The organism is Pseudomonas sp. GW822-FHT03F04, from assembly GCF_058801405.1.
The window spans coordinates 456,039-476,535 of sequence record NZ_JBXANF010000004.1; the positions used below are offsets into that span (position 1 = coordinate 456,039).

General features: G+C 59.6%; 24 protein-coding genes. 11 read left to right on the forward strand and 13 right to left on the reverse strand.

Translation table 11 applies throughout. The features are described 5' to 3' along the window. The first annotated feature begins 77 nt into the window (after positions 1-77). Positions 78-644, forward strand: coding sequence for a nitroreductase family protein (locus tag AC1RMX_RS11750; RefSeq protein ID WP_493071973.1), 567 nt, complete (start codon positions 78-80; stop codon positions 642-644). A 12-nt stretch (positions 645-656) separates the two neighbouring features. Here AC1RMX_RS11750 and AC1RMX_RS11755 read toward each other — a convergent pair whose 3' ends face one another. The 6 genes from AC1RMX_RS11755 to AC1RMX_RS11780 all read right to left on the reverse strand — a co-directional run bounded on the left by AC1RMX_RS11755 (position 657) and on the right by AC1RMX_RS11780 (position 4,770). Beyond that, positions 657-1,997: a sensor histidine kinase gene (locus AC1RMX_RS11755; RefSeq protein WP_102620316.1), complete on the reverse strand. Its 1,341-nt coding sequence runs from the start codon at positions 1,995-1,997 to the stop codon at positions 657-659. A 67-nt stretch (positions 1,998-2,064) separates the two neighbouring features. Continuing rightward, the gene (locus tag AC1RMX_RS11760) at positions 2,065-2,514 is read right to left on the reverse strand and encodes a Spy/CpxP family protein refolding chaperone (protein WP_085733794.1); all 450 of its coding nucleotides are present in this window, start codon (positions 2,512-2,514) and stop codon (positions 2,065-2,067) included. A gap of 141 nt (positions 2,515-2,655) precedes the next feature. Then, positions 2,656-3,333 (reverse strand): response regulator transcription factor, encoded by a 678-nt coding sequence (locus tag AC1RMX_RS11765; protein WP_096822228.1) that lies wholly within the window; start codon positions 3,331-3,333, stop codon positions 2,656-2,658. A 7-nt stretch (positions 3,334-3,340) separates the two neighbouring features. Next, entirely contained in the window at positions 3,341-3,751 is a 411-nt protein-coding gene (locus AC1RMX_RS11770; RefSeq protein ID WP_096822227.1) for an SH3 domain-containing protein, read from the reverse strand. 121 nt (positions 3,752-3,872) lie between these two features. Next, positions 3,873-4,172: a YciI family protein gene (locus AC1RMX_RS11775; RefSeq protein WP_096822226.1), complete on the reverse strand. Its 300-nt coding sequence runs from the start codon at positions 4,170-4,172 to the stop codon at positions 3,873-3,875. A 1-nt stretch (position 4,173) separates the two neighbouring features. Continuing rightward, positions 4,174-4,770, reverse strand: coding sequence for a septation protein A (locus AC1RMX_RS11780; RefSeq protein WP_493071976.1), 597 nt, complete (start codon positions 4,768-4,770; stop codon positions 4,174-4,176). Positions 4,771-4,857: 87 nt separating this feature from the next. On the opposite strand from AC1RMX_RS11780, the gene AC1RMX_RS11785 reads away from it, so the two are divergent. The 7 genes from AC1RMX_RS11785 to AC1RMX_RS11815 all read left to right on the forward strand — a co-directional run bounded on the left by AC1RMX_RS11785 (position 4,858) and on the right by AC1RMX_RS11815 (position 12,020). Then, on the forward strand, positions 4,858-5,721 hold the full coding sequence (locus AC1RMX_RS11785) for a PHP domain-containing protein (RefSeq protein WP_096822224.1): 864 nt from the start codon (positions 4,858-4,860) through the stop codon (positions 5,719-5,721). A gap of 13 nt (positions 5,722-5,734) precedes the next feature. Beyond that, complete coding sequence (locus AC1RMX_RS11790) at positions 5,735-6,364, forward strand: L-threonylcarbamoyladenylate synthase (protein WP_096822250.1); 630 nt, start codon at positions 5,735-5,737, stop codon at positions 6,362-6,364. After that, the gene (locus AC1RMX_RS11795; RefSeq protein ID WP_493071978.1) at positions 6,365-7,183 is read left to right on the forward strand and encodes a segregation and condensation protein A; all 819 of its coding nucleotides are present in this window, start codon (positions 6,365-6,367) and stop codon (positions 7,181-7,183) included. An 11-nt stretch (positions 7,184-7,194) separates the two neighbouring features. Then, a complete protein-coding gene (scpB, locus tag AC1RMX_RS11800) occupies positions 7,195-8,208 on the forward strand; it encodes an SMC-Scp complex subunit ScpB (RefSeq protein ID WP_096822222.1) in 1,014 nt (337 codons plus the stop codon). A gap of 2 nt (positions 8,209-8,210) precedes the next feature. After that, the gene (locus AC1RMX_RS11805) at positions 8,211-8,402 is read left to right on the forward strand and encodes a DUF1289 domain-containing protein (RefSeq protein WP_102620320.1); all 192 of its coding nucleotides are present in this window, start codon (positions 8,211-8,213) and stop codon (positions 8,400-8,402) included. 155 nt (positions 8,403-8,557) lie between these two features. Continuing rightward, positions 8,558-9,775 (forward strand): 23S rRNA pseudouridine(2605) synthase RluB, encoded by a 1,218-nt coding sequence (rluB, locus tag AC1RMX_RS11810; protein WP_096822221.1) that lies wholly within the window; start codon positions 8,558-8,560, stop codon positions 9,773-9,775. A gap of 826 nt (positions 9,776-10,601) precedes the next feature. After that, positions 10,602-12,020 (forward strand): amino acid permease, encoded by a 1,419-nt coding sequence (locus AC1RMX_RS11815; RefSeq protein WP_096822220.1) that lies wholly within the window; start codon positions 10,602-10,604, stop codon positions 12,018-12,020. Between the two features lie 94 nt (positions 12,021-12,114). Here AC1RMX_RS11815 and glyA read toward each other — a convergent pair whose 3' ends face one another. Then, a complete protein-coding gene (gene glyA, locus AC1RMX_RS11820) occupies positions 12,115-13,464 on the reverse strand; it encodes a serine hydroxymethyltransferase (RefSeq protein WP_493071983.1) in 1,350 nt (449 codons plus the stop codon). Between the two features lie 552 nt (positions 13,465-14,016). Here glyA and AC1RMX_RS11825 point away from each other — a divergent pair. Both AC1RMX_RS11825 and AC1RMX_RS11830 read left to right on the forward strand, forming a co-directional pair. After that, positions 14,017-14,616: a helix-turn-helix transcriptional regulator gene (locus AC1RMX_RS11825; protein WP_493071985.1), complete on the forward strand. Its 600-nt coding sequence runs from the start codon at positions 14,017-14,019 to the stop codon at positions 14,614-14,616. After that, a complete protein-coding gene (locus AC1RMX_RS11830) occupies positions 14,606-15,484 on the forward strand; it encodes a queuosine precursor transporter (RefSeq protein WP_096822218.1) in 879 nt (292 codons plus the stop codon). Before AC1RMX_RS11825 ends, AC1RMX_RS11830 begins: the two co-directional genes overlap by 11 nt. Before the next feature lie 70 nt (positions 15,485-15,554). On the opposite strand, the gene queC is transcribed toward AC1RMX_RS11830, so the two are convergent. Next, positions 15,555-16,253 carry a 7-cyano-7-deazaguanine synthase QueC gene (queC, locus tag AC1RMX_RS11835; RefSeq protein WP_273540085.1) on the reverse strand — a complete coding sequence of 233 codons (699 nt, stop codon included), beginning with the start codon at positions 16,251-16,253 and terminating at the stop codon, positions 15,555-15,557. Between the two features lie 295 nt (positions 16,254-16,548). Between queC and arfB the strand changes: the two genes are divergently transcribed. Next, on the forward strand, positions 16,549-16,962 hold the full coding sequence (gene arfB, locus AC1RMX_RS11840; RefSeq protein WP_096822216.1) for an alternative ribosome rescue aminoacyl-tRNA hydrolase ArfB: 414 nt from the start codon (positions 16,549-16,551) through the stop codon (positions 16,960-16,962). Here the strand turns inward: arfB and AC1RMX_RS11845 are convergent. The 5 genes from AC1RMX_RS11845 to AC1RMX_RS11865 all read right to left on the reverse strand — a co-directional run bounded on the left by AC1RMX_RS11845 (position 16,959) and on the right by AC1RMX_RS11865 (position 20,380). Then, complete coding sequence (locus AC1RMX_RS11845; protein ID WP_493072062.1) at positions 16,959-18,146, reverse strand: MFS transporter; 1,188 nt, start codon at positions 18,144-18,146, stop codon at positions 16,959-16,961. The genes arfB and AC1RMX_RS11845 overlap by 4 nt on opposite strands. 95 nt (positions 18,147-18,241) lie before the next feature. Then, positions 18,242-18,460 (reverse strand): hypothetical protein, encoded by a 219-nt coding sequence (locus AC1RMX_RS11850; RefSeq protein WP_096822214.1) that lies wholly within the window; start codon positions 18,458-18,460, stop codon positions 18,242-18,244. A gap of 38 nt (positions 18,461-18,498) precedes the next feature. Beyond that, positions 18,499-18,630, reverse strand: a complete 132-nt coding sequence (locus AC1RMX_RS11855; RefSeq protein WP_255261961.1) for a hypothetical protein — start codon at positions 18,628-18,630, stop codon at positions 18,499-18,501. 200 nt (positions 18,631-18,830) lie between these two features. Next, positions 18,831-20,024 (reverse strand): amino acid aminotransferase, encoded by a 1,194-nt coding sequence (locus AC1RMX_RS11860; RefSeq protein ID WP_493071987.1) that lies wholly within the window; start codon positions 20,022-20,024, stop codon positions 18,831-18,833. After that, positions 20,024-20,380 (reverse strand): 4a-hydroxytetrahydrobiopterin dehydratase, encoded by a 357-nt coding sequence (locus AC1RMX_RS11865; protein WP_003222798.1) that lies wholly within the window; start codon positions 20,378-20,380, stop codon positions 20,024-20,026. The genes AC1RMX_RS11860 and AC1RMX_RS11865 overlap by 1 nt, the downstream gene beginning before the upstream one ends. Positions 20,381-20,497 lie beyond the last annotated feature (117 nt).

Sequence of the window (20,497 nt, forward strand, 5' to 3'; positions counted from 1 at the left end):
GGGGCAAGGCATGTAAACCGACGCGGCCGGATCACTTGCAGCTAGAATAGCCGGACATTTTTTTCAGGAGGTGGCCGATGCAGGCTCTCGACGCTTTGCTCAACCGTGTTTCCGTTCCACGACTGATCGATCCGGCCCCCACCGCCGAACAGCGCGAAGTGCTGTTTGCCGCCGCGACCCGTGCACCGGATCACGGGCATTTGCAGCCGTATCGCTTCCTGACCGTCGAAGGCGCGGCGCGTGAGCAGATGGGCGAGTTGCTGGCCGAAGCGGCGCAGATGCAGGAAGGCGAAGTCACCGAAGCGATGATCGACAAGGCGCGCAACGGCCCGCTGCGGGCGCCACTGGTGGTCGTGGTCATCGCCAAATTGCAGGATCACGTCAAATACCCGAAGGCCGAGCAGTTGCTGGCGGCGGGCTGTGCGGCGCACGGGATTCTGCTGGCGGCCTACGCGCAGGGGATTGGTGCGGTGTGGCGTACGGGTGATCTGGCGTACTCGAAGCATGTCGCCAAGGGTTTGGGGCTGACGGATGGCGAAGAGGTGATTGCGTTCCTGTACCTCGGCACCCCGCAGAAAGAACCGCGAGTGGCCGAGAAGGTTGATCTGGCGGAGTTTGTCAGTGCCTGGCCGGGTAAGGCCTGACACTGAGGATCATCAGGGCTGTACAACGGCCCCCGGTTCCAGCGGCAATTCAAGACTGGCCACAAACCCGCCCTGCGGGTGATTGGCCAGCACCAGCGTCCCGCCATGGCGTTCCGCCGCTCTCCGGGCGATCGCCAGGCCCAGGCCATGCCCGGCCGCAGTCTGCCCCGGTGCCCGATAAAACGGTTCGCCCAACTGATTCAAATGTTCGGCTTGCACCCCCGGCCCGTGGTCGCGCACGCTGACCACGATCCGCTCGCCCTGACGTGAAGCCTGCATTTCGATCGACTGCCCCACCGGGTTGAAGCGCTGGGCATTGCGCAGCAGGTTGTCCACGGCGCGCTCGATCATGGTCGGCCACCCCGTCATGTTGAGCTGCGGTTCGGCCTCCAGGCGGACGGTCTGCTCGGGCGAGCCGAGTTGTGCGTCCTTTTGCAGAGAGCCCAGCAGAGCATTCAGGTCCACGGCTTCGGCACTGGCGTTGTCGGCGTCGACCCGCGCCAGCACCAGGATTTCACTGATCAACGCTTCCAGCCGATCGCACTCGCGGGTCAGGCGTGGCCAGAGTTTTTCCCGTTCTTCCGGGCTCGCCCGTTCAGCCAGTGCCAGTGCGATGCGCAGACGCGCCAGCGGTGAGCGCAGCTCGTGGGACACGTCGCGCAGCAACTGGCGCTGACTGCCGATCAGGCTTTGCAGGCGTGCGCCCATGCGGTTGAAATCGTTGGCGAGCACGCCGAACTCATCGCGACGGTTGGCCAGTTTCGCCAGGCTGTTCTGCTGATAGGTGGTCTGCCCCAGATCGTGCACCGCGCCGCGCAAACGGCTGAGCGGACGGGTGATGGAGAAGGTCACCAGCAGGCTGAACAGGGTCAGCACCACCAATGCGATACCCAGCGCACTCAATGGCCAGAGCAGGCTTTCGCGGTGCCAGGCATCGAGTTCCGGGTGCGGGATGCGGTAGATAAAGAGGTAGGTGTCGCCGCTTTTTTCGCTGGTGAATTCATCGGTCAGCCGTCGCCATGGCAGGCGTCGGTCGTCGTTGTTCTGCCGTGCTTCGAAGGCGGCCGCGCGACGGGGGAAGGTGCCGCGCACCACCGGGTCGCCGCTTTCGTTCAGCACTTGCACGTCGATGTGATATTGGCGTTTGCGTTGTTCGAGGATGTCCTGGGCGGCGTCTTCGCCTTGGGTTTCGTAGGTCTGCGTCCAGTCGGCGGCCAGGGTGTTCAGGCCCGGATGGCGGCTGAGGATCCATGCGTCCTGGTTGAGCATGTGCCCCAGCAGAATGGAAAGCCCTGCAACCAGAGCGATGGCCAGCCAGAAGCTCGCGAGAATACGCCAGAACAATGAACGCACGGAAAGTCCTCAAACAAAGAAAACCCAACGGCGGTGAGCCGTTGGGTTGGGGCGTGACGCTAGAACATTATTGCGCCTTTTGCGGCTGTTGCGCTTTCCAGGCCTTGAATTCAGCCCATTCGGCGCGACGCTCGGCCTGTTTCTTCTGGATCTCGTCGAATTTCTTCTGTTGATCCGGCTTCAGCACGGCGCGGACATCGGATTCGGCTTTCTTGTGGTTGGCCGCCATCTCGTCCTTCATGGCTTTCTGGTCGGCTGGCGAGAGTTTCTCCAGGTATTTCTCGACCGTCTGCTTACGTTCGTGCATCTGTTCGCCCATGATCTTGCGGATCTGCTCGCGCTGTTCACGGGACAGGTCCAACTGGCTGTACGGGCCTTTGCCGTGCATGCCGTGCATCTGACCGCCGTGGCGCCAGCCACCGTCCGGCCCACCCATCGGGCCACCATCCTGCGGCACGGCCATGGCGACGGTTGGCAGAGCGGCAGCGAACATCAGAGCGATAAGAGTCTTGCGCATGGTGTATCTCCTTGTCTCGTTCCCGGTACGTTCCGGATGAGTCCAGATTACGGAGATCAAGGTCAGCGGCGGTCAGCGCTGGGTAAAGCTTGGGTAAAGACGCTTTGTCATCAAACTGACAAAGCGTCCGGGTGCGGGGATTCAGAGGCTGTAATAGTAGCCGCGGCTGCGCAGGGCGACGATGCGCGGGCGGCCGTCGGCGTGGGGGCCGATCTTCTTGCGCAGGTTGCTGACGTGCATGTCCAGGCTGCGGTCGTACAGAGTCAGCTTGCGGCCGAGGGCGATCTGCGCCAGTTCCTGTTTGTCCAGCGGCTCGCCGGGTTGCTTGAGCAGGGCTTCGAGCAGGCGGCTTTCGGAAACGGTGAGGGTGAATTCCTTCTCGTCGATGCTGACCACGCCACGCACCGGGCTGAAACTCAAATCACCCAACTCAAGTTGGGTCGAGACGGCGGCCGGGTGACTGCGGCGCAGCACAGCGCGCAGGCGCGCGGTGAGCTCGCGCGGGTCGCACGGTTTGGCCAGGTAATCGTCGGCACCCAGTTCCAGGCCGAGGATGCGATCCAGCGGCTCGCCGCGAGCCGAGAGCATCAGCACCGGCAGGTCGGGGTGGTCGTTGCGCAGTTGCTTGAGCAGTTCCAGACCGCTGCCGTCAGGCAGCATCACGTCCAGCACCACGGCGGCAGGCGCGGTCTCGGCCAGTGCCTTGCGGGCGCTCTGGCCGTCGTGACACGCACGGACCTGAAAGCCTTCCTGGCTCAGCCAACTGCTCAGGAGCTCACACAGCTCCTCGTCATCATCAATCAGTAACAGCTCGCTCATGACTCACTCAATTTAGCCATTGTCGACGTTTTCGACTTGCACCACTGGCAAAGATACCGCAGAGCAGGGCCAATAGCGCTACCCCGGCACCGGTGACGAACCATTGCTGCTGTTCGGTCAGCAGGCGCGGCAGCGGGCTGGCCTGGGCTTCCTTGAGTTGCAGCTTCAGGCGCTGGTTCTCTTGGCGCAACCGGGCAAGCTGGGCGCTTTCGCGGGTGTTGTCGGCATCTTGCAGTTGTTTGCTCAGTTCTTCCCGTTGCTGCTCGCTGGCCTTCAGGCGCTGCTGCAACTCGGTGATCTGGCTGCCGGCGCTCAACGAAAGCGGCGTGGAGTTGCCGCTTTCGGTGGTTTCTACACCATGGGCGGGCGCCACGATCGACAACGTGACCAACATCAGACACAACGGACCCTTGCGCATCGCGACTCCTGTTACCAAATGGATATTGGGCAGGTTGTCGGCCGGCAAACGAGAATAATGAGCGATTGAGAACACGATGAACCGACAAGGTTCATCGCGTGGGGACACGGTCGGGGGAAAGTTACGGCAGGACTTGCTTGAACGGCTTCACGACAACATTGGCGTAGACACCGGCGGCGATGTACGGATCGGCATCGGCCCAGGCTTGCGCAGCGCTCAGGGAGTCGAATTCGGCGACGATCAGGCTGCCGGTGAAACCCGCAGCGCCCGGATCATTGCTGTCGACGGCCGGGTGCGGGCCGGCCAGGACGATGCGGCCTTCGCCCTTGAGCACTTGCAGGCGTTCAAGGTGGGCCGGGCGGGCGGCGAGGCGCGCGTCCAGGGAGTTGGCGACGTCGGTGGCAATGATTGCGTAGAGCATGTCAGTCCTCGGTTTTTGGCGTTGTGGTATCGGCGTCGTGCAGGTGACGGGACAGGTAGATGCCCTGAGCGACCAGGAACAGCACGGTCAGGCCCAGGCTGCCGAACACCTTGAAGTCCACCCAATAGTCCTGGAAGGTGAACGCGACGAACAGGTTGGCGGCGCCGCAAAACAGGAAGAAGCCGATCCAGGCGATGTTCAGGCGCGTCCAGATCGGTTCCGGCAGCGTCACTGCGTGCCCCATGATGCGCTTGATCAGCAGGCGGTCACCGATGAAATGGCTGCCGAGGAAGGCCAGGGCGAACAGCCAGTTGACCACCGGGGCTTTCCACTTCAGGAAGGTTTCGCTGTGGAAGGCCAGGGTCAGGCTGCCGAACACGAGGCAGGCGATCAGGGTCAGCCACTGGCTCTTTTCCAGCTTGCGCTGCTTGATGAAGATCGCGCCATAGACCACCAGAGAGCTGATGATCAGCACGGCGGTGGCGCTGTAAATGCCGCCAACCGTCAACTCATGACCGGCGACGTCGACGGTGCGTGGATCGAGTTTGTAGACGATGAAGAACAGCAGAAGCGGGATGAAATCGATGAATTGTTTCACAGTGAGAGCCAGAAGCTGGATGTGGCGGCATAATAACAAACATATGGGCGCGCGATAGCGCCAGCTGATTTGAGGTTACACATCCCCGTGAATGTTGATTTGCACTGCCACAGCACGGCCTCCGATGGCGCCCTGGCGCCTGCGGCACTGGTTGCGCGTGCGTTCGAGAACGGCGTGCGAGTCCTGGCCCTGACCGATCACGATACCCTCGAAGGCCTGGCCGAGGCGCGCATCGCGGCCACGGAACTGGGGATGCAACTGGTCAACGGCGTCGAGCTTTCCTGCACCTGGGGCGGCGCGACCATTCATGTGCTGGGCTACGGTTTCGACGTCAACGCCGCGCCATTGGTCGAGGCGATTGCGAAGCTGCACGATGGCCGCTGGCTACGGTCTGAAGAAATAAGCCGCAAGCTCGCCCTCAAGGGCATGCCGAATGCGCTCGACGGCGCACGGCAGATCCAGCAGGAACTGGGCGACAGCGGCAACGCGCCGGCCCGTCCGCATTTCGCCGACTGGATGGTGCGTGAAGGTTTCGTCAAGGATCGCGCCGAGGCGTTCCGCAAATGGCTCGGCGCCGGCAAACTGGGGGACGTCAAGCAACACTGGCCGACCCTCGAAGACACCGTCGGCACGCTGCGTGCCGCCGGGGCGTGGGTCAGCCTGGCGCATCCCTGGCACTACGATTTCACTCGCAGCAAGCGCCGAAAGCTGATTGCCGACTATATTCAAGCGGGCGGGCATGCGATCGAAGTGGTCAACGGTCATCAGCCTGCGGAACAGGTGGGCAGCCTTGCAATCCTTGCCCGTGAGTTCGGTCTGCTGGTCAGCGCCGGCAGTGATTTCCATGGCCCTGGTGGCTGGTCCGAGATCGGCCAGTACCGGCCGGTGCCGGAGGACCTTCCACCCCTGTGGTGTCGGTTCAAACATGACACAGTTATTGCCGCCGTCTGAACAGGTAGAGAATGTGAGTCAATTTTTCCAGATCCATCCGGAAAACCCGCAAGCGCGCCTGATCAAACAGGCGGTCGAAATCATCCGCAAAGGCGGGGTGGTGGTCTATCCAACGGACTCTTCCTACGCAATCGGTTGCCAGATCGGCGACAAGAACGGCATCGAGCGCGTTCGACGCCTGCGTCAGCTCGACGAAAAGCACAACTTCGCGCTGATCTGCAGCGACCTGTCGCAACTGGGCAATTACGCCAAGATCGACACCGGCACCTTCCGTATTCTCAAGGCTCATTTGCCGGGGCCTTACACGTTCATTCTCAATGCCACCCGCGAAGTGCCACGGCTGTTGCTGCACCCGAAGAAGCGCACCATCGGCCTGCGGGTGCCGAGCCATCCGATCGCTTTGGCGTTGCTTGCCGAACTGGGCGAGCCGCTGATGAGCGTGACCCTGATCATGCCGGGCGATGAAGACCCGCTGAGCGATCCGTACGAAATGCGCCAGTTGCTCGAGCATCAAGTGGACCTGATCATCGACGGCGGTTTCGGCGGCATCAAGGCCTCCACCGTGATTGACCTGACCGGCGACGATCCGGAAGTGGTCCGCGTCGGTTGCGGCGATCCGGCTCCGTTCATGGTCGAGGCCTGAATGTCCGCAGTGGAAACCGTTGATCCCCAGGCCGGTGCCCAGCAGGAACTGCCGTTTGCCATGGTCTATGGCCAGGCCGTCACGGAAATGCCGCTGGACCTGTACATCCCGCCGGACGCCCTGGAAGTCTTCCTCGAAGCCTTCGAAGGCCCGCTCGATCTGCTGCTGTACCTGATCCGCAAACAGAACATCAACATCCTCGACATCCCGGTGGCGGAAATCACCCGCCAGTACATGGGCTATGTCGAGTTGATGCAGTCGGTGCGCCTGGAACTGGCCGCCGAGTATCTGGTGATGGCGGCGATGCTGGCCGAGATCAAGTCGCGGATGCTGCTGCCCCGGGTCGAAACCGTCGAAGAGGAAGAGGACGACCCGCGCGCCGAACTGATCCGTCGTCTGCAGGAATACGAACGCTTCAAGGCCGCTGCCGAAGGCATCGACGGCCTGAGCCGGGTCGGTCGCGATGTGATCGTGCCCAAGCTCGACGCCCCGGAAGCCCGGGCGCGCAAGCTGTTGCCGGACGTGGCGCTGGAAGAAATATTGATGTCCATGGCCGAAGTGCTGCGCCGTGGCGACATGTTCGAAAGCCATCAGGTCAGCCGCGAGGCACTGTCCACCCGCGAACGCATGAGCGACGTGCTGGAACGGCTCAAGGGTGCCGGATTTGTGCCGTTCGTCGAGCTGTTCACCGCCGAGGAAGGTCGGCTCGGTGTGGTGGTGACCTTCATGGCGATCCTTGAACTGGTCAAGGAATCCTTGGTCGAGCTGGTGCAGAATGAGCCGTTCGCCGCGATCCACGTGCGAGCCCGAGCCGAATAACGAGTCCCGATATGAACCTGAGTGAACCCCGCGAGCTGGCGCCCCTGCTTGAAGCCTTTCTGTTGGCCTCGGGAAAGCCGCAAACCCTTGAACGCCTGTACGAGTTGTTCGAGGAAGGCGAACGGCCGGAACCGCCGGTCTTCAAGAAGGCACTGACCCTGCTCGGCAAGTCCTGCGAGGGGCGGGCGTTCGAGCTCGTGGAGGTTGCCTCCGGCTATCGCCTGCAGATTCGCGAGAAGTTCGCGCCATGGGTCGGCCGCCTGTGGGAAGAGCGCCCGCAGCGTTATTCCCGGGCCCTGCTGGAAACCATGGCGTTGATTGCCTATCGCCAGCCGATCACCCGTGGCGAGATCGAAGACGTGCGTGGCGTGGCGGTCAACACCAACATCGTCAAGACGCTGATGGAGCGTGAGTGGATCCGCATCGTTGGTTACCGCGATGTGCCGGGCAAACCGGCGATGTTCGCCACCACCAAGCTGTTTCTCGATCACTTCAACCTCAAGAGCCTCGACGAGTTGCCACCGCTGGCCGAACTGCGCGAGATCGAGCCGGATCCGGTGCTCGACTTCGACGACGCTCCAGTGCCGCCGGGCTTGCAGGAACTGGCCGATGCCAGCGCCGAGCCGGAAGAGCCGAAGGAGGAAACCAGTTTCCACACGCTGCTGCTGGAACTGGACAGCATGGAGGAGGGGATCAAGACCGACTTCGACGATTTGCTGCGTGACGTCGCGGATGGCGAGTCGATGCCGTCGGGGTTTGAGTCCGACCTGATTGAACCGCCAGTCGATGTGGAGCCTGAGGTAGAGCCAGAGGACGATTTTGAGCCTGAATCGGAATTTGAGCCTGAGCCCGAGCAGGAAGACGATGTGCTCGGTGTTGCCGAAGCCCGGGAGAAACTGCTGGCCGCCGTCGCCCGGCTTGAACAGCCCGCTCCAGATCCGGAACCAGAACTGAGCGAAGAAGAAGCCGAAGCCCGCGCCCTGGCCGAAGCCATCGAAGCCGAGCGCCGCGAGTTCGAAGATTGAGCATGAGCTCAGCCAAGGACCCGTGCATCAGCCTCTGCAAGTTCAGCGACGACGTCTGCCTTGGCTGCGGTCGCAGCAAGCGCGAGATCAGGGCCTGGAAGAAACTCGACAAGGACGACAAGCGCACGGTGCTCGCCGAAGCTTCGCTGCGCCTGATCAAGCTCGGTGCCACCGGTCGGCGGAAAAAGAAATAACCTTGCCTCGATCGACTAGTCTCTGATGCGCGAACGAACACATCCGCGTATGATTCGCGACCCTTCGGCGATCCCTTCGCCCGAAAACCCAGATTTCAACGTTTCAGCGGGCTCAATCCTGAGCCGCTGAACAGACCACACCGGGAGGTGCCCAGATGAGTGACAACCAGAAAGACGACCAGGAAATCGGCCCAGCAGGCGAAAAACTGCAGAAAGTCCTCGCCCGTATCGGCGTCGGCTCGCGCCGTGACGTGGAAGCGTGGATCAGCCAGGGCCGGATCAAGGTCAACGGCAAAGACGCCACCCTCGGCCTGCGCGTCGACATGCACGATGCAATCACCATTGATGGCAAGGTCATCAAGCGTGAAGAGGCTGCCGAGTCGGTCCGCCGCGTGATCATGTACAACAAGCCCGATGGCGAGATCTGCACCCGTGACGACCCGGAAGGCCGTCCGACCGTGTTCGACAAGTTGCCGCGTCCGAAAGAAGGGCGCTGGATCAACATCGGTCGTCTCGACATCAACACCACCGGCCTGCTGATGTTCACCACCGACGGTGAGCTGGCCAACCGCCTGATGCACCCGTCCTACGAGATGGACCGTGAGTACGCGGTCCGTGTTCGCGGCGAAGTCGATGACGAGATGATTGAACGTCTGAAGGCCGGCGTTGTGCTGGAAGACGGCCCGGCGCGTTTCACCGACATCAAACAGGCACCGGGTGGCGAAGGCTTCAACCACTGGTATCACTGCGTGGTGATGGAAGGTCGCAACCGTGAAGTGCGTCGTCTGTGGGAATCCCAGGGTCTGGTGGTCAGCCGCCTGAAGCGCGTGCGTTTCGGTCCGGTGTTCCTCAACTCCGACCTGCCGATGGGCCGCTGGCGCGAAATGAGCCAGTACGAAGTCGATATTCTGAGTGCTGAAGTCGGCCTGACCCCGGTGGCCATGCCGCAACTGAACGCCAAGAGCAAAGACAAGCTCGACCGCATGCAGCGCAAGTCGTCGCGCCCGATGGCCCGTACCGAGCGCGTGCGCACCTTGCGTCCGGCCAATGGCGCACCGGCGGCTGCCGGCCCGCGTCAAGTGCGTGAGCCACAGATCGAAGGCGAGCGTCCAGGTCGCAAGCCTGCAGCACGTGACGGCGAGCGCGCTCCGCGTCCGGCCAATGGCCGTACCGAGCGTGGCGAGCGGGGTGCTCCGGCCGGTCGCGGTACGCCGGTGGCGGATCGTCCAGCCGACACCAAGCGCCCGGCCAAGCCGGCGCCGAAGCGTCCAGGCATCAAACTGGCTGATGATGACAAGCCGTCGGGCAAGCGCCGTGGCGCACCGGCCGGTTCCGGCCAGCGTCCGGGTTTCGGTCGCAAGAAGCCTGAATGATCGTTTTCAGCGCTGAATGAAAAAACGCCAACCTTCGGGTTGGCGTTTTTTTTTGGATTTTTTATTTCTTTTTTTCAGCGGTTTTTTCTTATTTGAAAACAAAAAACCTGAAGCACTTTCAAATAGTTAGCGAGCTAACAGCCACGGGCGGACCCCTTCTCGATTCGTCTGCTGTGGAAACTTTACGTTACGCGCTGTCAGCAAATATTTACGGAAAAAGCCCCGGAGTCCCGTGGATCGTGCGCCTTTGCAAGGCTGTAAGGAAAACCTGCCGAAGCCCTGTCGATATGGGCCGGCGCAGGGCTCTGGCGTGCTTGTTTCAGGCTCGTTTGAGAGGTGAGATGCGCCCCATGCCTGTCGTGCAGGTGCATAACAAGAAGGAGGCGCAATGAACGCCGATATCCATTTTCACTTCTCTACGTGGGACGGATTTTTCATCGTCCACGCCGATGGCCTGCAAAGGCCTGACTCAATTTTTGCAGCCGCCCGAGCCTCTCGGGGCGGACACACGCAATCCCGGCAACCGACACGCTGATCCAGCGGGGTCTGGCAGCAGGGGGTTAGCGGTGTACAATGCGCCGCGTTTTAACTGTGACCCTCTGCGTAATCGCGCATACCTCAAGGCTATCCGCCTTGTTCACTCCGTCGCGTCACGAGCGTGTCGGGTTCGATTTCGTCACAGATAAAAACAAACAGGTGACGCATGACCGTTGTAAAAAAGCTGAATTCCTGGTGCCTGCGCTGGGGTTTGATCAAGGTTGGTTGAAATCGCAACCTTGCAGCAACGTCTACTGAACATCATCAAACCTTGCGTGAGACCTTTTTCATGAGTGGACAAAACTCGCAATCAGGCGAGCTGAAACGCGGCCTGAAAAATCGCCATATTCAACTGATCGCCCTTGGTGGCGCGATCGGTACCGGATTGTTCCTCGGCTCGGCCGGGGTGCTGAAATCCGCCGGCCCGTCGATGATCCTCGGCTATGCCATCTGCGGCTTCATCGCTTTCATGATCATGCGCCAGCTCGGCGAGATGATCGTCGAAGAGCCGGTGGCCGGCTCCTTCAGCCACTTTGCGCACAAGTACTGGGGCGGCTTCGCCGGTTTTCTGTCGGGCTGGAACTGCTGGATCCTGTACATCCTGGTGGGCATGTCGGAGCTGACTGCGGTCGGCAAGTACATCCACTACTGGGCGCCGGAGATCCCGAGCTGGGTCACCGCCGCCGCGTTCTTCGTGCTGATCAACGCGATCAACCTGGCCAACGTCAAAGTCTTCGGTGAGGCCGAATTCTGGTTCGCGATCATCAAGGTCGTGGCGATCGTCGGCATGATTGCCCTGGGCAGCTATCTGCTGGTCAGCGGCCATGGCGGCCCGCAGGCTTCGGTCAGCAACCTGTGGTCCCACGGCGGCTTCTTCCCGAACGGCGTCAGCGGTCTGGTGATGGCCATGGCGATCATCATGTTCTCCTTCGGCGGCCTGGAAATGCTCGGTTTCACCGCCGCCGAAGCCGACAAGCCGAAAACCGTGATCCCGAAAGCGATCAATCAGGTGATCTACCGGATCCTGATTTTCTACATCGGCGCACTGGTGATCCTGCTGTCGCTGACCCCATGGGACAGCCTGCTGGAAACCCTCAATGCGTCGGGCGACTCCTACAGCGGCAGCCCGTTCGTGCAAGTGTTCTCGATGCTCGGCAGCAGCACCGCCGCGCACATCCTCAACTTCGTGGTGTTGACCGCCGCGCTGTCGGTGTACAACAGCGGCACCTACTGCAACAGCCGCATGTTGCTGGGCATGGCTGAGCAGGGCGATGCGCCGAAAGGCCTGGCGAAGATCGACAAGCGTGGCGTGCCGGTACGTTCGATCCTGGCGTCGGCGGCGGTAACGCTGGTGGCCGTGTTGCTCAACTACCTGATCCCGCAACACGCGCTGGAACTGCTGATGTCGCTGGTAGTTGCAACGCTGGTGATCAACTGGGCGATGATCAGCTTCTCGCACTTCAAGTTCCGCCAGCACATGAACAAGACCAACCAGAAGCCGCTGTTCAAGGCGCTGTGGTATCCGTACGGCAACTACATCTGCCTGGCGTTCGTCGCGTTCATTCTGGGTGTGATGTTGCTGATCCCGGGCATCCAGATCTCGGTGTATGCGATTCCGGTGTGGGTCGTGTTCATGTGGGTCTGCTACGTGATCAAGAACAAGCGTGGTGCGCAGCAAGCGCTGTCTGCAGCAGGCGCTTCCAAATAAGCGACTCTGCAGAAACAACAAACCCGGCCAAGTGCCGGGTTTTTTGTGTTTGCAGATTCTGGAGGCTTTTCCGAGTTACGAGCCACTCCAGCTGCTATGCGTAGTCAGCGATGGGATACAGCGTGCACAGCGCTTCGGTCTGTAGGCGGAATTGCTCCCTCAGCGTGGGCTCCAGCGTGTAGTCCTGCTCGCCGAGCGGCGTCACGTTGTCCAGAATCCGGCACATCAGATCGACAATCTGCCGGCATCCCCGGGCGTCGATGTGGCGTTGCGCGATGGAGCCGGTGCCGATGCGCAGCCCACTGGTCACGAGGGATGATCGGGTCTCGCCGGGGACGCGGTGTTTGTTGACGATGATCCCGCAGTGCTCCAGCACTGACTCCGCAATGGCGCCGGTGATACCGCTGCGCAACCGAAGCAGAATCGCGTGGTTCTCACTGCGCCCGCCCACGACCTCGTAGTCATGTGCTTGAAACGCACTGGCGAGTTCATCGGCCGTGCTCCGGATCCGCGCCATGTAGGCGTCGAACTCTGCCGACCTGGCATAGCCCAGTGCCGCCGCCTTGGCCGCGATCATGTTGACGGCCGGCGCGCCCTGCATTCCGGGAAACACGGCTTGATCAAGGGCACGACTGAAGGTCGTCCTCAGGCCGGGTACCTTGGTGTTCGCGTCCCGGCCGGAAAGGATCAGGCCGCCGCGGGGGCCCATGAGTTGCTTGTGCGTGCAGGTCGTGGTGACGTGTGCAACGTTGATCGGGCTCGGATGTCGCCCGGTGGCAACCAGTCCGGCGATGTGCGAAATATCAGCGAGCAGTATCGCTCCGGCCTCATCGGCAATCTCACGGAATCGTTCGAAGTCCACAACCTGTGAATAGGCGGTGGCGCAGCACATGATGATGCGCGGGCGGTGGTCGAGGGCCAGTCGGCGTACGTTGTCGTAATCGATCAGGCCGTCGGCGGTCGTGCCGTACTGGATCGCCTTGTAGTGGTCGCCCGAAAACGCGGCGGTGCTGCCGTGGGTGAGATGACCTCCGTGTTCGACGGCCATTCCCAGTAGCGTATCTCCCGGCTCAAGCAGGCCGGTGAGCACCTGGTAGTTGGCGTTCGACGCCGAGTGTGACTGCACGTTGGCGTACTGGGCGTCGAACAGCTCCCGGGCTCTTCGGATGGCCAGCGACTCGACCCGGGTGACGTTCTCACACCCGGCGTTATAGCGCCTGCCGGGCATGCCCTCGGCCGTCACGTTGACCAGCGCCGACGCCGATGCCACCAAGGTGCGAGGCTTGACTGCGCAAGAGGAGGAGACCAGCGAGAGAGTCCGGTGTTGACGCGTGACTTCAGCGTCGAGGATCTGTGCGAGTTCGGCGTCTTCCGCCCGAAGATCCGCCAGGCCACGTCGCAATAAGTCGGCCTGGTTCGTAAGCTGTTCGGTATTGACTGGCATTGTCTGTATTCCTTCCCTGTTTGTTGCGCGCAACGAACAACCGCGCGTCTTCCCTGGTCTTGCGTGTGCGTACCTGCATCCATGTTCTGCCAAGCGCCATACAGGCCGATCCGTGTTCTGGCGGCGATGCGCGCAAAACTAAAGCCTGTTTAAACAGCCGGTTTTCATGACATCTGCTCATAACCGTGAGGAGAGAATCGCCGGATGCATCATAGATTTTTTGCTTGGGAACGCCACAAGATTAATCAGAAAAATGAACATTGTTCAAATAAAATGATTCTTTTTGTCCCCCTGAAGGGTGTAAAACTGCAGCTCGGCAGGCGTGACTTTTCAGGTGTCACGGGTGACGACAAGGAGAACTAACAAGTCAGTACAGATTTTGCTGACCTGGACTATGCGGTGTCGTTTAGTCACTCAAGGAGGGAGGATGCTATGATCGCGCGCGGCTTTGATACGGATAAAACTGTAATGACCCACTTGACTTGAGTGATCCATGAGTGAGCGCTCGGGGTGTGATGTCAATTACAGTTATAAATGGATGGTAAGCACTTCATGCACAGAAGAGAAAGATCGGAGAATCTGAAAAACAACATCAAGTACTTGATTAAAAGTCGTGGGGAGACGCAGCTGTCCTTGTGCAACTCCAGTGGCCTGACCCGAACCACCATCTATAATATTCTCGAAGGGAAGGTGGTCAACGTACAGCAGTCCACGGTTCGCAAGATTTCTGATTTTTTCGGCGTTTCCTATGAGGAAATAGAAACGATCGATTTTGAAGAGAAGGAGATAATAGAAAGCAGTATTTCTCCGCAGGGCAATATGAACCCGGCGGCAGTGCCTATCATAAAAGAGAGCCTGGTTATCCAGAGTCTGGATAAAAGGATAGGCGAGTTGGCCACGATTTACCCGTTGACTTACTATTTCGGCACCTCCTTCAACTTGATAGGTGTGCTGCTGGAGAACGAGATCAATGGTTTACATGAGCCAGGCGATCTATTGATCGTGCAGAAAGGCTCGTCGACCGGCGACAGGGAAAAGCTGGTGTATGACAAGATCACAAACAAGCTGCTTATAACCAAAGAGATCAGCGTTGCTACGGATCGCATTTGTGTTGTCGGGGATATAATCGAGGAACGATTTAATGGGTTGTAGTGTTGAAATGGAAAACAGCAAGTACAAGCTATTGGGGTTTGAAAATGGAAAAAGCCTGGCCGTCATCATGGTCATCGCGACCGGCAAGATTATTAAAATAAAACTGAGTGAAGTGTTGAATAGTGAGATTATGGATAATCTGAACAAGATAGAAGTCAAAAACCTGTACAAGAAGTTTTATTCCCAGGGAGAGACGCTCACCGCCTATGATCTGAACGATCGTCATGAGAGTTCCTGGATGATCTATATCATTCTGAACCTCATGTTGTTTACGCTGTACATCTTTACCAGTATCGCCGCGACCAAACCGATCTATCTGGAATACTTTGACATTATCGTAACGCCGGGTACCTTTCTTTATCCGTTGACCTTTCTGATCGTCGATTTGTTGAATGAGACGTTCGGTCTCAGGCTTGCGCGAAAAGCGATACTTTTTGCTTTTATCAGCAACGCGGCCATCATCATTTTGCTGGCCATCACGACACATCTCCCCGGGCTGCCGGGCTGGAAGCTCGATGGGCCTTACAATGACGTTATCAGCCAGTTGTCTTCTGTCCTGGTAGCCTCTTCTGTTTCATTTCTGGTTTCCGAAAATATCAACTCGTATCTGTTGTGCAAAATCAAGGAGCTCACGAACTCCAGGTTCCTGTTTTTGCGCGTGTTTTTAAGTACGTTGTTTGCGGTGATCATCGACAGCTTTCTTTTCTGCTTCATCGCATTTTATGGCGCGATGGAAACCAGCGCGATACTGAACATGATCTACGTCCAGATTGCGATAAAGGTAGGCTTCGCTTTCTTTAATGTCTTGCCTGCCTACGGGGCAAGGGCATTGTTCAAAAAGTACCTGACTGGCGGTCAGACGCAATAATGCAGGATGGCGCTCACCGGGTGTGTTGTTGCTGTCATGCCGGGTGAGCGCTTGATGTGTCGTTATATACTCAGTTCAGATTCAGTTTTGCTTTCAGGCTGTGCGCAACCTGATCTTTGTTGTTCAGGAACTCGTTGAGGCCTTTGGCACGAAGATTACAGGCATCGCAATTGGAGCAGCCGTTACCTTTGATGCCGTTGTAGCAGGTCAGTGTCTGGTCGCGAATGAACTCCAGCCGGTTATGGTAATCGGCCAGCGCCCAGGTTTCCGCTTTGTTCAGCCACATCAGCGGAGTGTCCAGGGTCAATTTGTAATCCATACCCAGTTCAAGGGCTTTGTTCAGTGCCTTTACAAAGTCATCTCGGCAATCCGGGTAGCCAGAGAAGTCTGTTTCACAAACACCGGTAATGACGGTCTTGGCCTGAACCTGGTACGCATATATGGAAGCCAGGGTCAAAAACAGGATATTTCTGCCCGGCACAAATGTACTCGGCAGGCTTTCTCCTGAACTATTGATGGTCGGGACTGGAATGTTGTCGCGCGTCAGGCTGCTGATGGCCAGTTCATTCAGCAGCGACACGTCCATGGTCTTGTGTACGGTCACACCAAGTTCTTTTGCGAGTTGCTGTGCAACTTCAATTTCTGCACGATGGCGCTGGCCATAGTCAAACGTGATGCAGTGGATTTCATCGTAGTGGGTCAAGGCATGGATCAAACAGGTTGTTGAATCCTGCCCGCCGCTAAAAACGATAACTGCTTTATTGCTCATGGTTATGCTTCCTGCATTGATCGAGTAAGTGCAATGTTTAAACAATAATCGAGGAGGTTCTTGTCTCGGTTGCTCATTGCCGTGGCGATATTCTACGTAGTACGGCGCTCGTTGGCACTGATTAATGCCCCCATGTTGACGGGGCATTTCTCCCGGGTGTTTTCCCGTTTCGCCTCCCCGTGTCGCCTGATAGTCGCCGTGTATAGTGAAAGGGCGCGACACTGAAAGCACACCAAGGTCATGCTGACCGTAGCCGCTACAGGTACGGCGAAACAGGCTCTACGATGAGAATGCAATGCTGAAGATTTCCAATAACGTGCATCTGCCGGATGCCGAGATCGAACTGACTGCCATCCGCGCCCAAGGGGCCGGCGGGCAGAACGTCAACAAGGTCTCCAGCGCCGTGCACCTGCGCTTTGATATTCCCGCCTCGTCCTTGCCCGAGTTCTACAAGGAGCGGCTGTTGGCGCTTCGCGACACTCGCATCACCAGCGACGGCGTGTTGATCATCAAGGCTCAGCAATACCGCACGCAGGAACAGAATCGCGCCGATGCACTGGAGCGTCTGACCGAACTGATTCTCAGCGCCACCAAGATCGAAAAGAAGCGCCGTCCAACCAAGCCGACGCTGGGGTCGAAGAAGCGTCGGCTGGAGTCGAAGACCAAGCGCGGCAGCATCAAGGCCGGGCGCGGCAAGGTGGATTTCTAGTCTTCGCGGTACTTCGACGTGTGGCGGTACAGATAGACGCTCAACGCCAGGCCGCTCAGCGCGGCGATCGCGGCGAACAGGAAGATCGAGGCAAAACCGAAGCCCGCCGCAATCGCTCCGGCCAGCGGCCCGGTGATCCCCAACGACAAGTCGATGAACAGCGAGTAGGCGCCAACCGCCGCGCCACGGCTGGAAGCCGGCACCAGGTTCACCGCTTCCACGCCCAGCGCCGGGAACACCAGCGAGAAGCCGAAACCGCTCAGCGCCGCACCCGCCAATGCCCAGTGCGCATCCGGCGCCAGCCATAGCAATAGCAGCCCCAGTGTTTCCACCGACAGGCAGGCAATCGCCACGCGAAAACCGCCGAGACGGTTGATCAGGTTGCCGAACAGTAGTCGCGCGCCGATGAAGCTGGCACCGAACAGGCTCAGGCACAGCACCGCGTTATCCCAATGCTGGGTGGCGTAATACAACGTGATGAAGGTAGCGATGGTGCCGAAACCGATCGAGCCCAGCGCCAGTCCGCAGCCATGGGGAAAGACGCGACCCAGCACATGCATGAACGGCAAGCGCTCGCCAGCGACAATCGGCGCGGCGGTTTTCGGCCAGGCCAGCAGCAGGCCCAGCGCTGCAAGCAACAGAATGCTCACGCCCATGCTCCAGAGGCCGAAACGGCTGACCAGCCACACGCCCAGCGGCGCACCGATCGCCAGCGCGCCGTAACTGGCGATGCCGTTCCACGAGATGACTTTGGCGGTGTTGGCCGCCCCGACGCGGCCGATGCCCCAGCCGATGGATCCGGAGCCGACAAGACTTTCCGCGCTGCCGAGCACCAGACGGCCGATGAACAGGCTGATCAGGCTGATCACCGGCAGATTCGGGGTCCAGGCCGAAATCAGCATGAACACACCGCTCAAGCCACAACCAGCCAGACCAATCATCACCGCGCGTTTGCTGCCCTTGTTGTCGATGATCTTGCCGGCATACGGACGGCTGAGCAGGGTGGCGAGGTATTGCACGCTGATCACCAGGCCGGCGATGACCGCGCCGAAGCCCAGGTCGCTGTGCACGTAGCCGGGCAGCACGGCCAACGGAATGCCGATATTCAGGTAGCCGATGAAGGTGAACAGGACGATGGAAACGACTTGCAGCGTGACCGCCAGGGGGCGCTGGGGTTCTGGCATAGAGGACGACATGGGTAACGATCCACGGGGAGAGCAGAATAGATAGGCTGCTCATGATACCGGCGTGGACGATGCTGCGGCGGGGAAAAGTAAAACTATTTGGCCGGGGCGACCAGTTGCGTGGTGACCAGTGCGGCGAGGGCATTTTCTTCGCTGCCGAAACGGGCGAGCAGGGCGGCTTGCTTCTCGGGCGAGAGGCGGCTCCAGATCTCGATCATCTTCTCGGTGGCGCCGATGAGGATTTCAGCCTGTTGTTCGTTAAAGGATTCGTCGGTCATGGCAGGCTCGGGCTTCAGGCAGTGTGGAAAGCGCATGTTAGCGCTTTCCACACGGTCTGTACGGCGGGTGTTACTTACTCTTTGCTGTCGGCCGGACGGCTTTCGGCGGCTTCTTTCGGCTCGGGCTGTTGGGCACCGGCTTGTTGCGTGGTCGTCTGCTCAGGTACGTGCAGGCTTGGGAAGGGGAGATTGGGAATCTCGTGCATGGTTGCGCTCCTCGCTAAGTCTGTTGATAGATCTGGTAGATCCGCGCTTTCAGAAAGCCTGCGAAGGATACAGCAGTAAAAATGACAAACAGATTTTTAATTCCGCTTGTTGCGACGGGCGGGATTGTCTAGACAAGTGCGACAGGGTGACGCAGGGCAAATGCGGGAGCGGCGGTGTGCCCGCCGCCCCTGACATTCGTTTATTTGCAGACGCTAGCGATCGCTTCGGCCAGCAGATCCAGACGTGTCGCATCAATCCCGGCGACGTTGGCCCGGCCCGAGCTGACCATGTACACGCTGTGATGCTCGCGCAGGTTTTTCACTTGTTCCGGCGACAGGCCGGTGTAGGAAAACATCCCGCGTTGCACGCCAATGTGCGCAAAGCGCTCGCGCAGACCGTGCGGTTCCAGCGCTTCCACCAGACCGCTGCGCAACTGGGCGATGCGCAGACGCATGGCTTCCACTTCGTCGGCCCAGCGGCGTTTCAGCTCCGGGTCGGCGAGGATCGTGGCGACCACAGCCGCGCCGTGATCCGGCGGCGTCGACCACAGGTTGCGGGCGATGTGCGCCAGCTGGCTGCGGATGTCGATGAGCTTGTCAGCGGTTTTCGCGCAGACGATCAGCGCACCGGTACGGTCGCGGTACAGGCCGAAGTTCTTCGAGCAGGAACTGGTGATCAGCAGCTCAGGCAACTCGGCGGCGAACAACCGGGTTGACCATGCATCCTGCTCCAGACCGTCGCCAAAGCCCTGGTAGGCGAAGTCGATCAGCGGCAGCAGATTGCGGCTGCGCACCACGTCCAGCACCCGGTGCCAGTCGTCGTGACTCAGGTCGAAACCGGTCGGGTTGTGGCAGCACGCGTGCAGCAGCACCACATCGCCTTTCGGCACTTCGTTGAGCACGGCGAGCATCGCATCGACGTCGAGGCGGTTGTCGCTGCCGACGTACGGGTAATGACTGATTTTGACCCCGGCCGCCGCGAAAATCGTTTCGTGGATTGGCCAGGTCGGGTTGCTCAGCCATACGCCTTTGCCCGGCAGGCATTGCGCGATGAAATCCGCTGCCAGACGCAGGGCACCGGTGCCGCCCGGGGTCTGGGTAGCTCCGGCGCGTTGCTGGGTGATCAGTGCCGAATCGGCACCCAGCACCAGCTCATTGATGACCTTGCCGAACAGCGGATTGCCGTGACCACCGATGTAGGTCTTGGTGTCCTGGCTTTCGACCAGACGCGCCTCGGCGATTTTCACCGCTTCGGGAATCGGCGTCAGGCCCTGGGCGTCCTTGTAGACGCCCACGCCGAGGTCGAACTTGCGCGGGTTGGAATCCTGCGCGTAGGCCTCCATCAGGCCGAGGATCGGGTCGCCGGGCACCCGGCCGATGGCGTCGAAGTGCATTACTTGCGTCCTTCTGCGGTCTTGGCCACTTCGTCAGTGCGCGCGGCCATGATGAAGTCGTTGCGGTGCAGGCCTTTGATCGAGTGGCTCCACCAGGTCACGGTGACTTTGCCCCACTCGGTCAGCAGGCCCGGGTGATGACCTTCGGCCTCGGAGATCTCGCCGACGGCGTTAGTGAAGGCCAGCGCGTGCTTGAAATTCTTGAACAGGAAGACTTTTTCCAGCTGCATGATGCTGTCACGCACTTCGATGTTCCAGTCAGGGATCTGCTTGATCAGGATCGGCAGTTCTTCATCGCTGACTTGTGGGGCATCGGCACGGCACGCTTCGCAATGGGCTTGGTTCAAAGTGGACATGGTTTGATTCCTGAGATCGGATGTCTTTTTTATAAGAGCTGTTACGGTCGTCAATGTCGTCACGCTAAACCAAAGCCGCGACGACTGACAGACTCACTTGTAAGTAAAAGCCACGGT

Bases quoted from the DNA above. Each gene is read 5' to 3' on its own strand.
- AC1RMX_RS11750 (WP_493071973.1), top strand. From the start codon at position 78: ATGCAGGCTCTCGACGCTTTGCTCAACCGTGTTTCCGTTCCACGACTG.
- AC1RMX_RS11760 (WP_085733794.1), bottom strand. From the start codon at position 2,514: ATGCGCAAGACTCTTATCGCTCTGATGTTCGCTGCCGCTCTGCCAACC.
- AC1RMX_RS11765 (WP_096822228.1), bottom strand. From the start codon at position 3,333: ATGAGCGAGCTGTTACTGATTGATGATGACGAGGAGCTGTGTGAGCTC.
- AC1RMX_RS11770 (WP_096822227.1), bottom strand. From the start codon at position 3,751: ATGCGCAAGGGTCCGTTGTGTCTGATGTTGGTCACGTTGTCGATCGTG.
- AC1RMX_RS11775 (WP_096822226.1), bottom strand. From the start codon at position 4,172: ATGCTCTACGCAATCATTGCCACCGACGTCGCCAACTCCCTGGACGCG.
- AC1RMX_RS11795 (WP_493071978.1), top strand. From the start codon at position 6,365: ATGTCCGCAGTGGAAACCGTTGATCCCCAGGCCGGTGCCCAGCAGGAA.
- scpB (WP_096822222.1), top strand. From the start codon at position 7,195: ATGAACCTGAGTGAACCCCGCGAGCTGGCGCCCCTGCTTGAAGCCTTT.
- AC1RMX_RS11805 (WP_102620320.1), top strand. From the start codon at position 8,211: ATGAGCTCAGCCAAGGACCCGTGCATCAGCCTCTGCAAGTTCAGCGAC.
- rluB (WP_096822221.1), top strand. From the start codon at position 8,558: ATGAGTGACAACCAGAAAGACGACCAGGAAATCGGCCCAGCAGGCGAA.
- AC1RMX_RS11815 (WP_096822220.1), top strand. From the start codon at position 10,602: ATGAGTGGACAAAACTCGCAATCAGGCGAGCTGAAACGCGGCCTGAAA.
- glyA (WP_493071983.1), bottom strand. From the start codon at position 13,464: ATGCCAGTCAATACCGAACAGCTTACGAACCAGGCCGACTTATTGCGA.
- AC1RMX_RS11825 (WP_493071985.1), top strand. From the start codon at position 14,017: ATGCACAGAAGAGAAAGATCGGAGAATCTGAAAAACAACATCAAGTAC.
- AC1RMX_RS11830 (WP_096822218.1), top strand. From the start codon at position 14,606: ATGGGTTGTAGTGTTGAAATGGAAAACAGCAAGTACAAGCTATTGGGG.
- queC (WP_273540085.1), bottom strand. From the start codon at position 16,253: ATGAGCAATAAAGCAGTTATCGTTTTTAGCGGCGGGCAGGATTCAACA.
- arfB (WP_096822216.1), top strand. From the start codon at position 16,549: ATGCTGAAGATTTCCAATAACGTGCATCTGCCGGATGCCGAGATCGAA.
- AC1RMX_RS11845 (WP_493072062.1), bottom strand. From the start codon at position 18,146: ATGCCAGAACCCCAGCGCCCCCTGGCGGTCACGCTGCAAGTCGTTTCC.
- AC1RMX_RS11850 (WP_096822214.1), bottom strand. From the start codon at position 18,460: ATGCGCTTTCCACACTGCCTGAAGCCCGAGCCTGCCATGACCGACGAA.
- AC1RMX_RS11855 (WP_255261961.1), bottom strand. From the start codon at position 18,630: ATGCACGAGATTCCCAATCTCCCCTTCCCAAGCCTGCACGTACCTGAG.
- AC1RMX_RS11860 (WP_493071987.1), bottom strand. From the start codon at position 20,024: ATGCACTTCGACGCCATCGGCCGGGTGCCCGGCGACCCGATCCTCGGC.
- AC1RMX_RS11865 (WP_003222798.1), bottom strand. From the start codon at position 20,380: ATGTCCACTTTGAACCAAGCCCATTGCGAAGCGTGCCGTGCCGATGCC.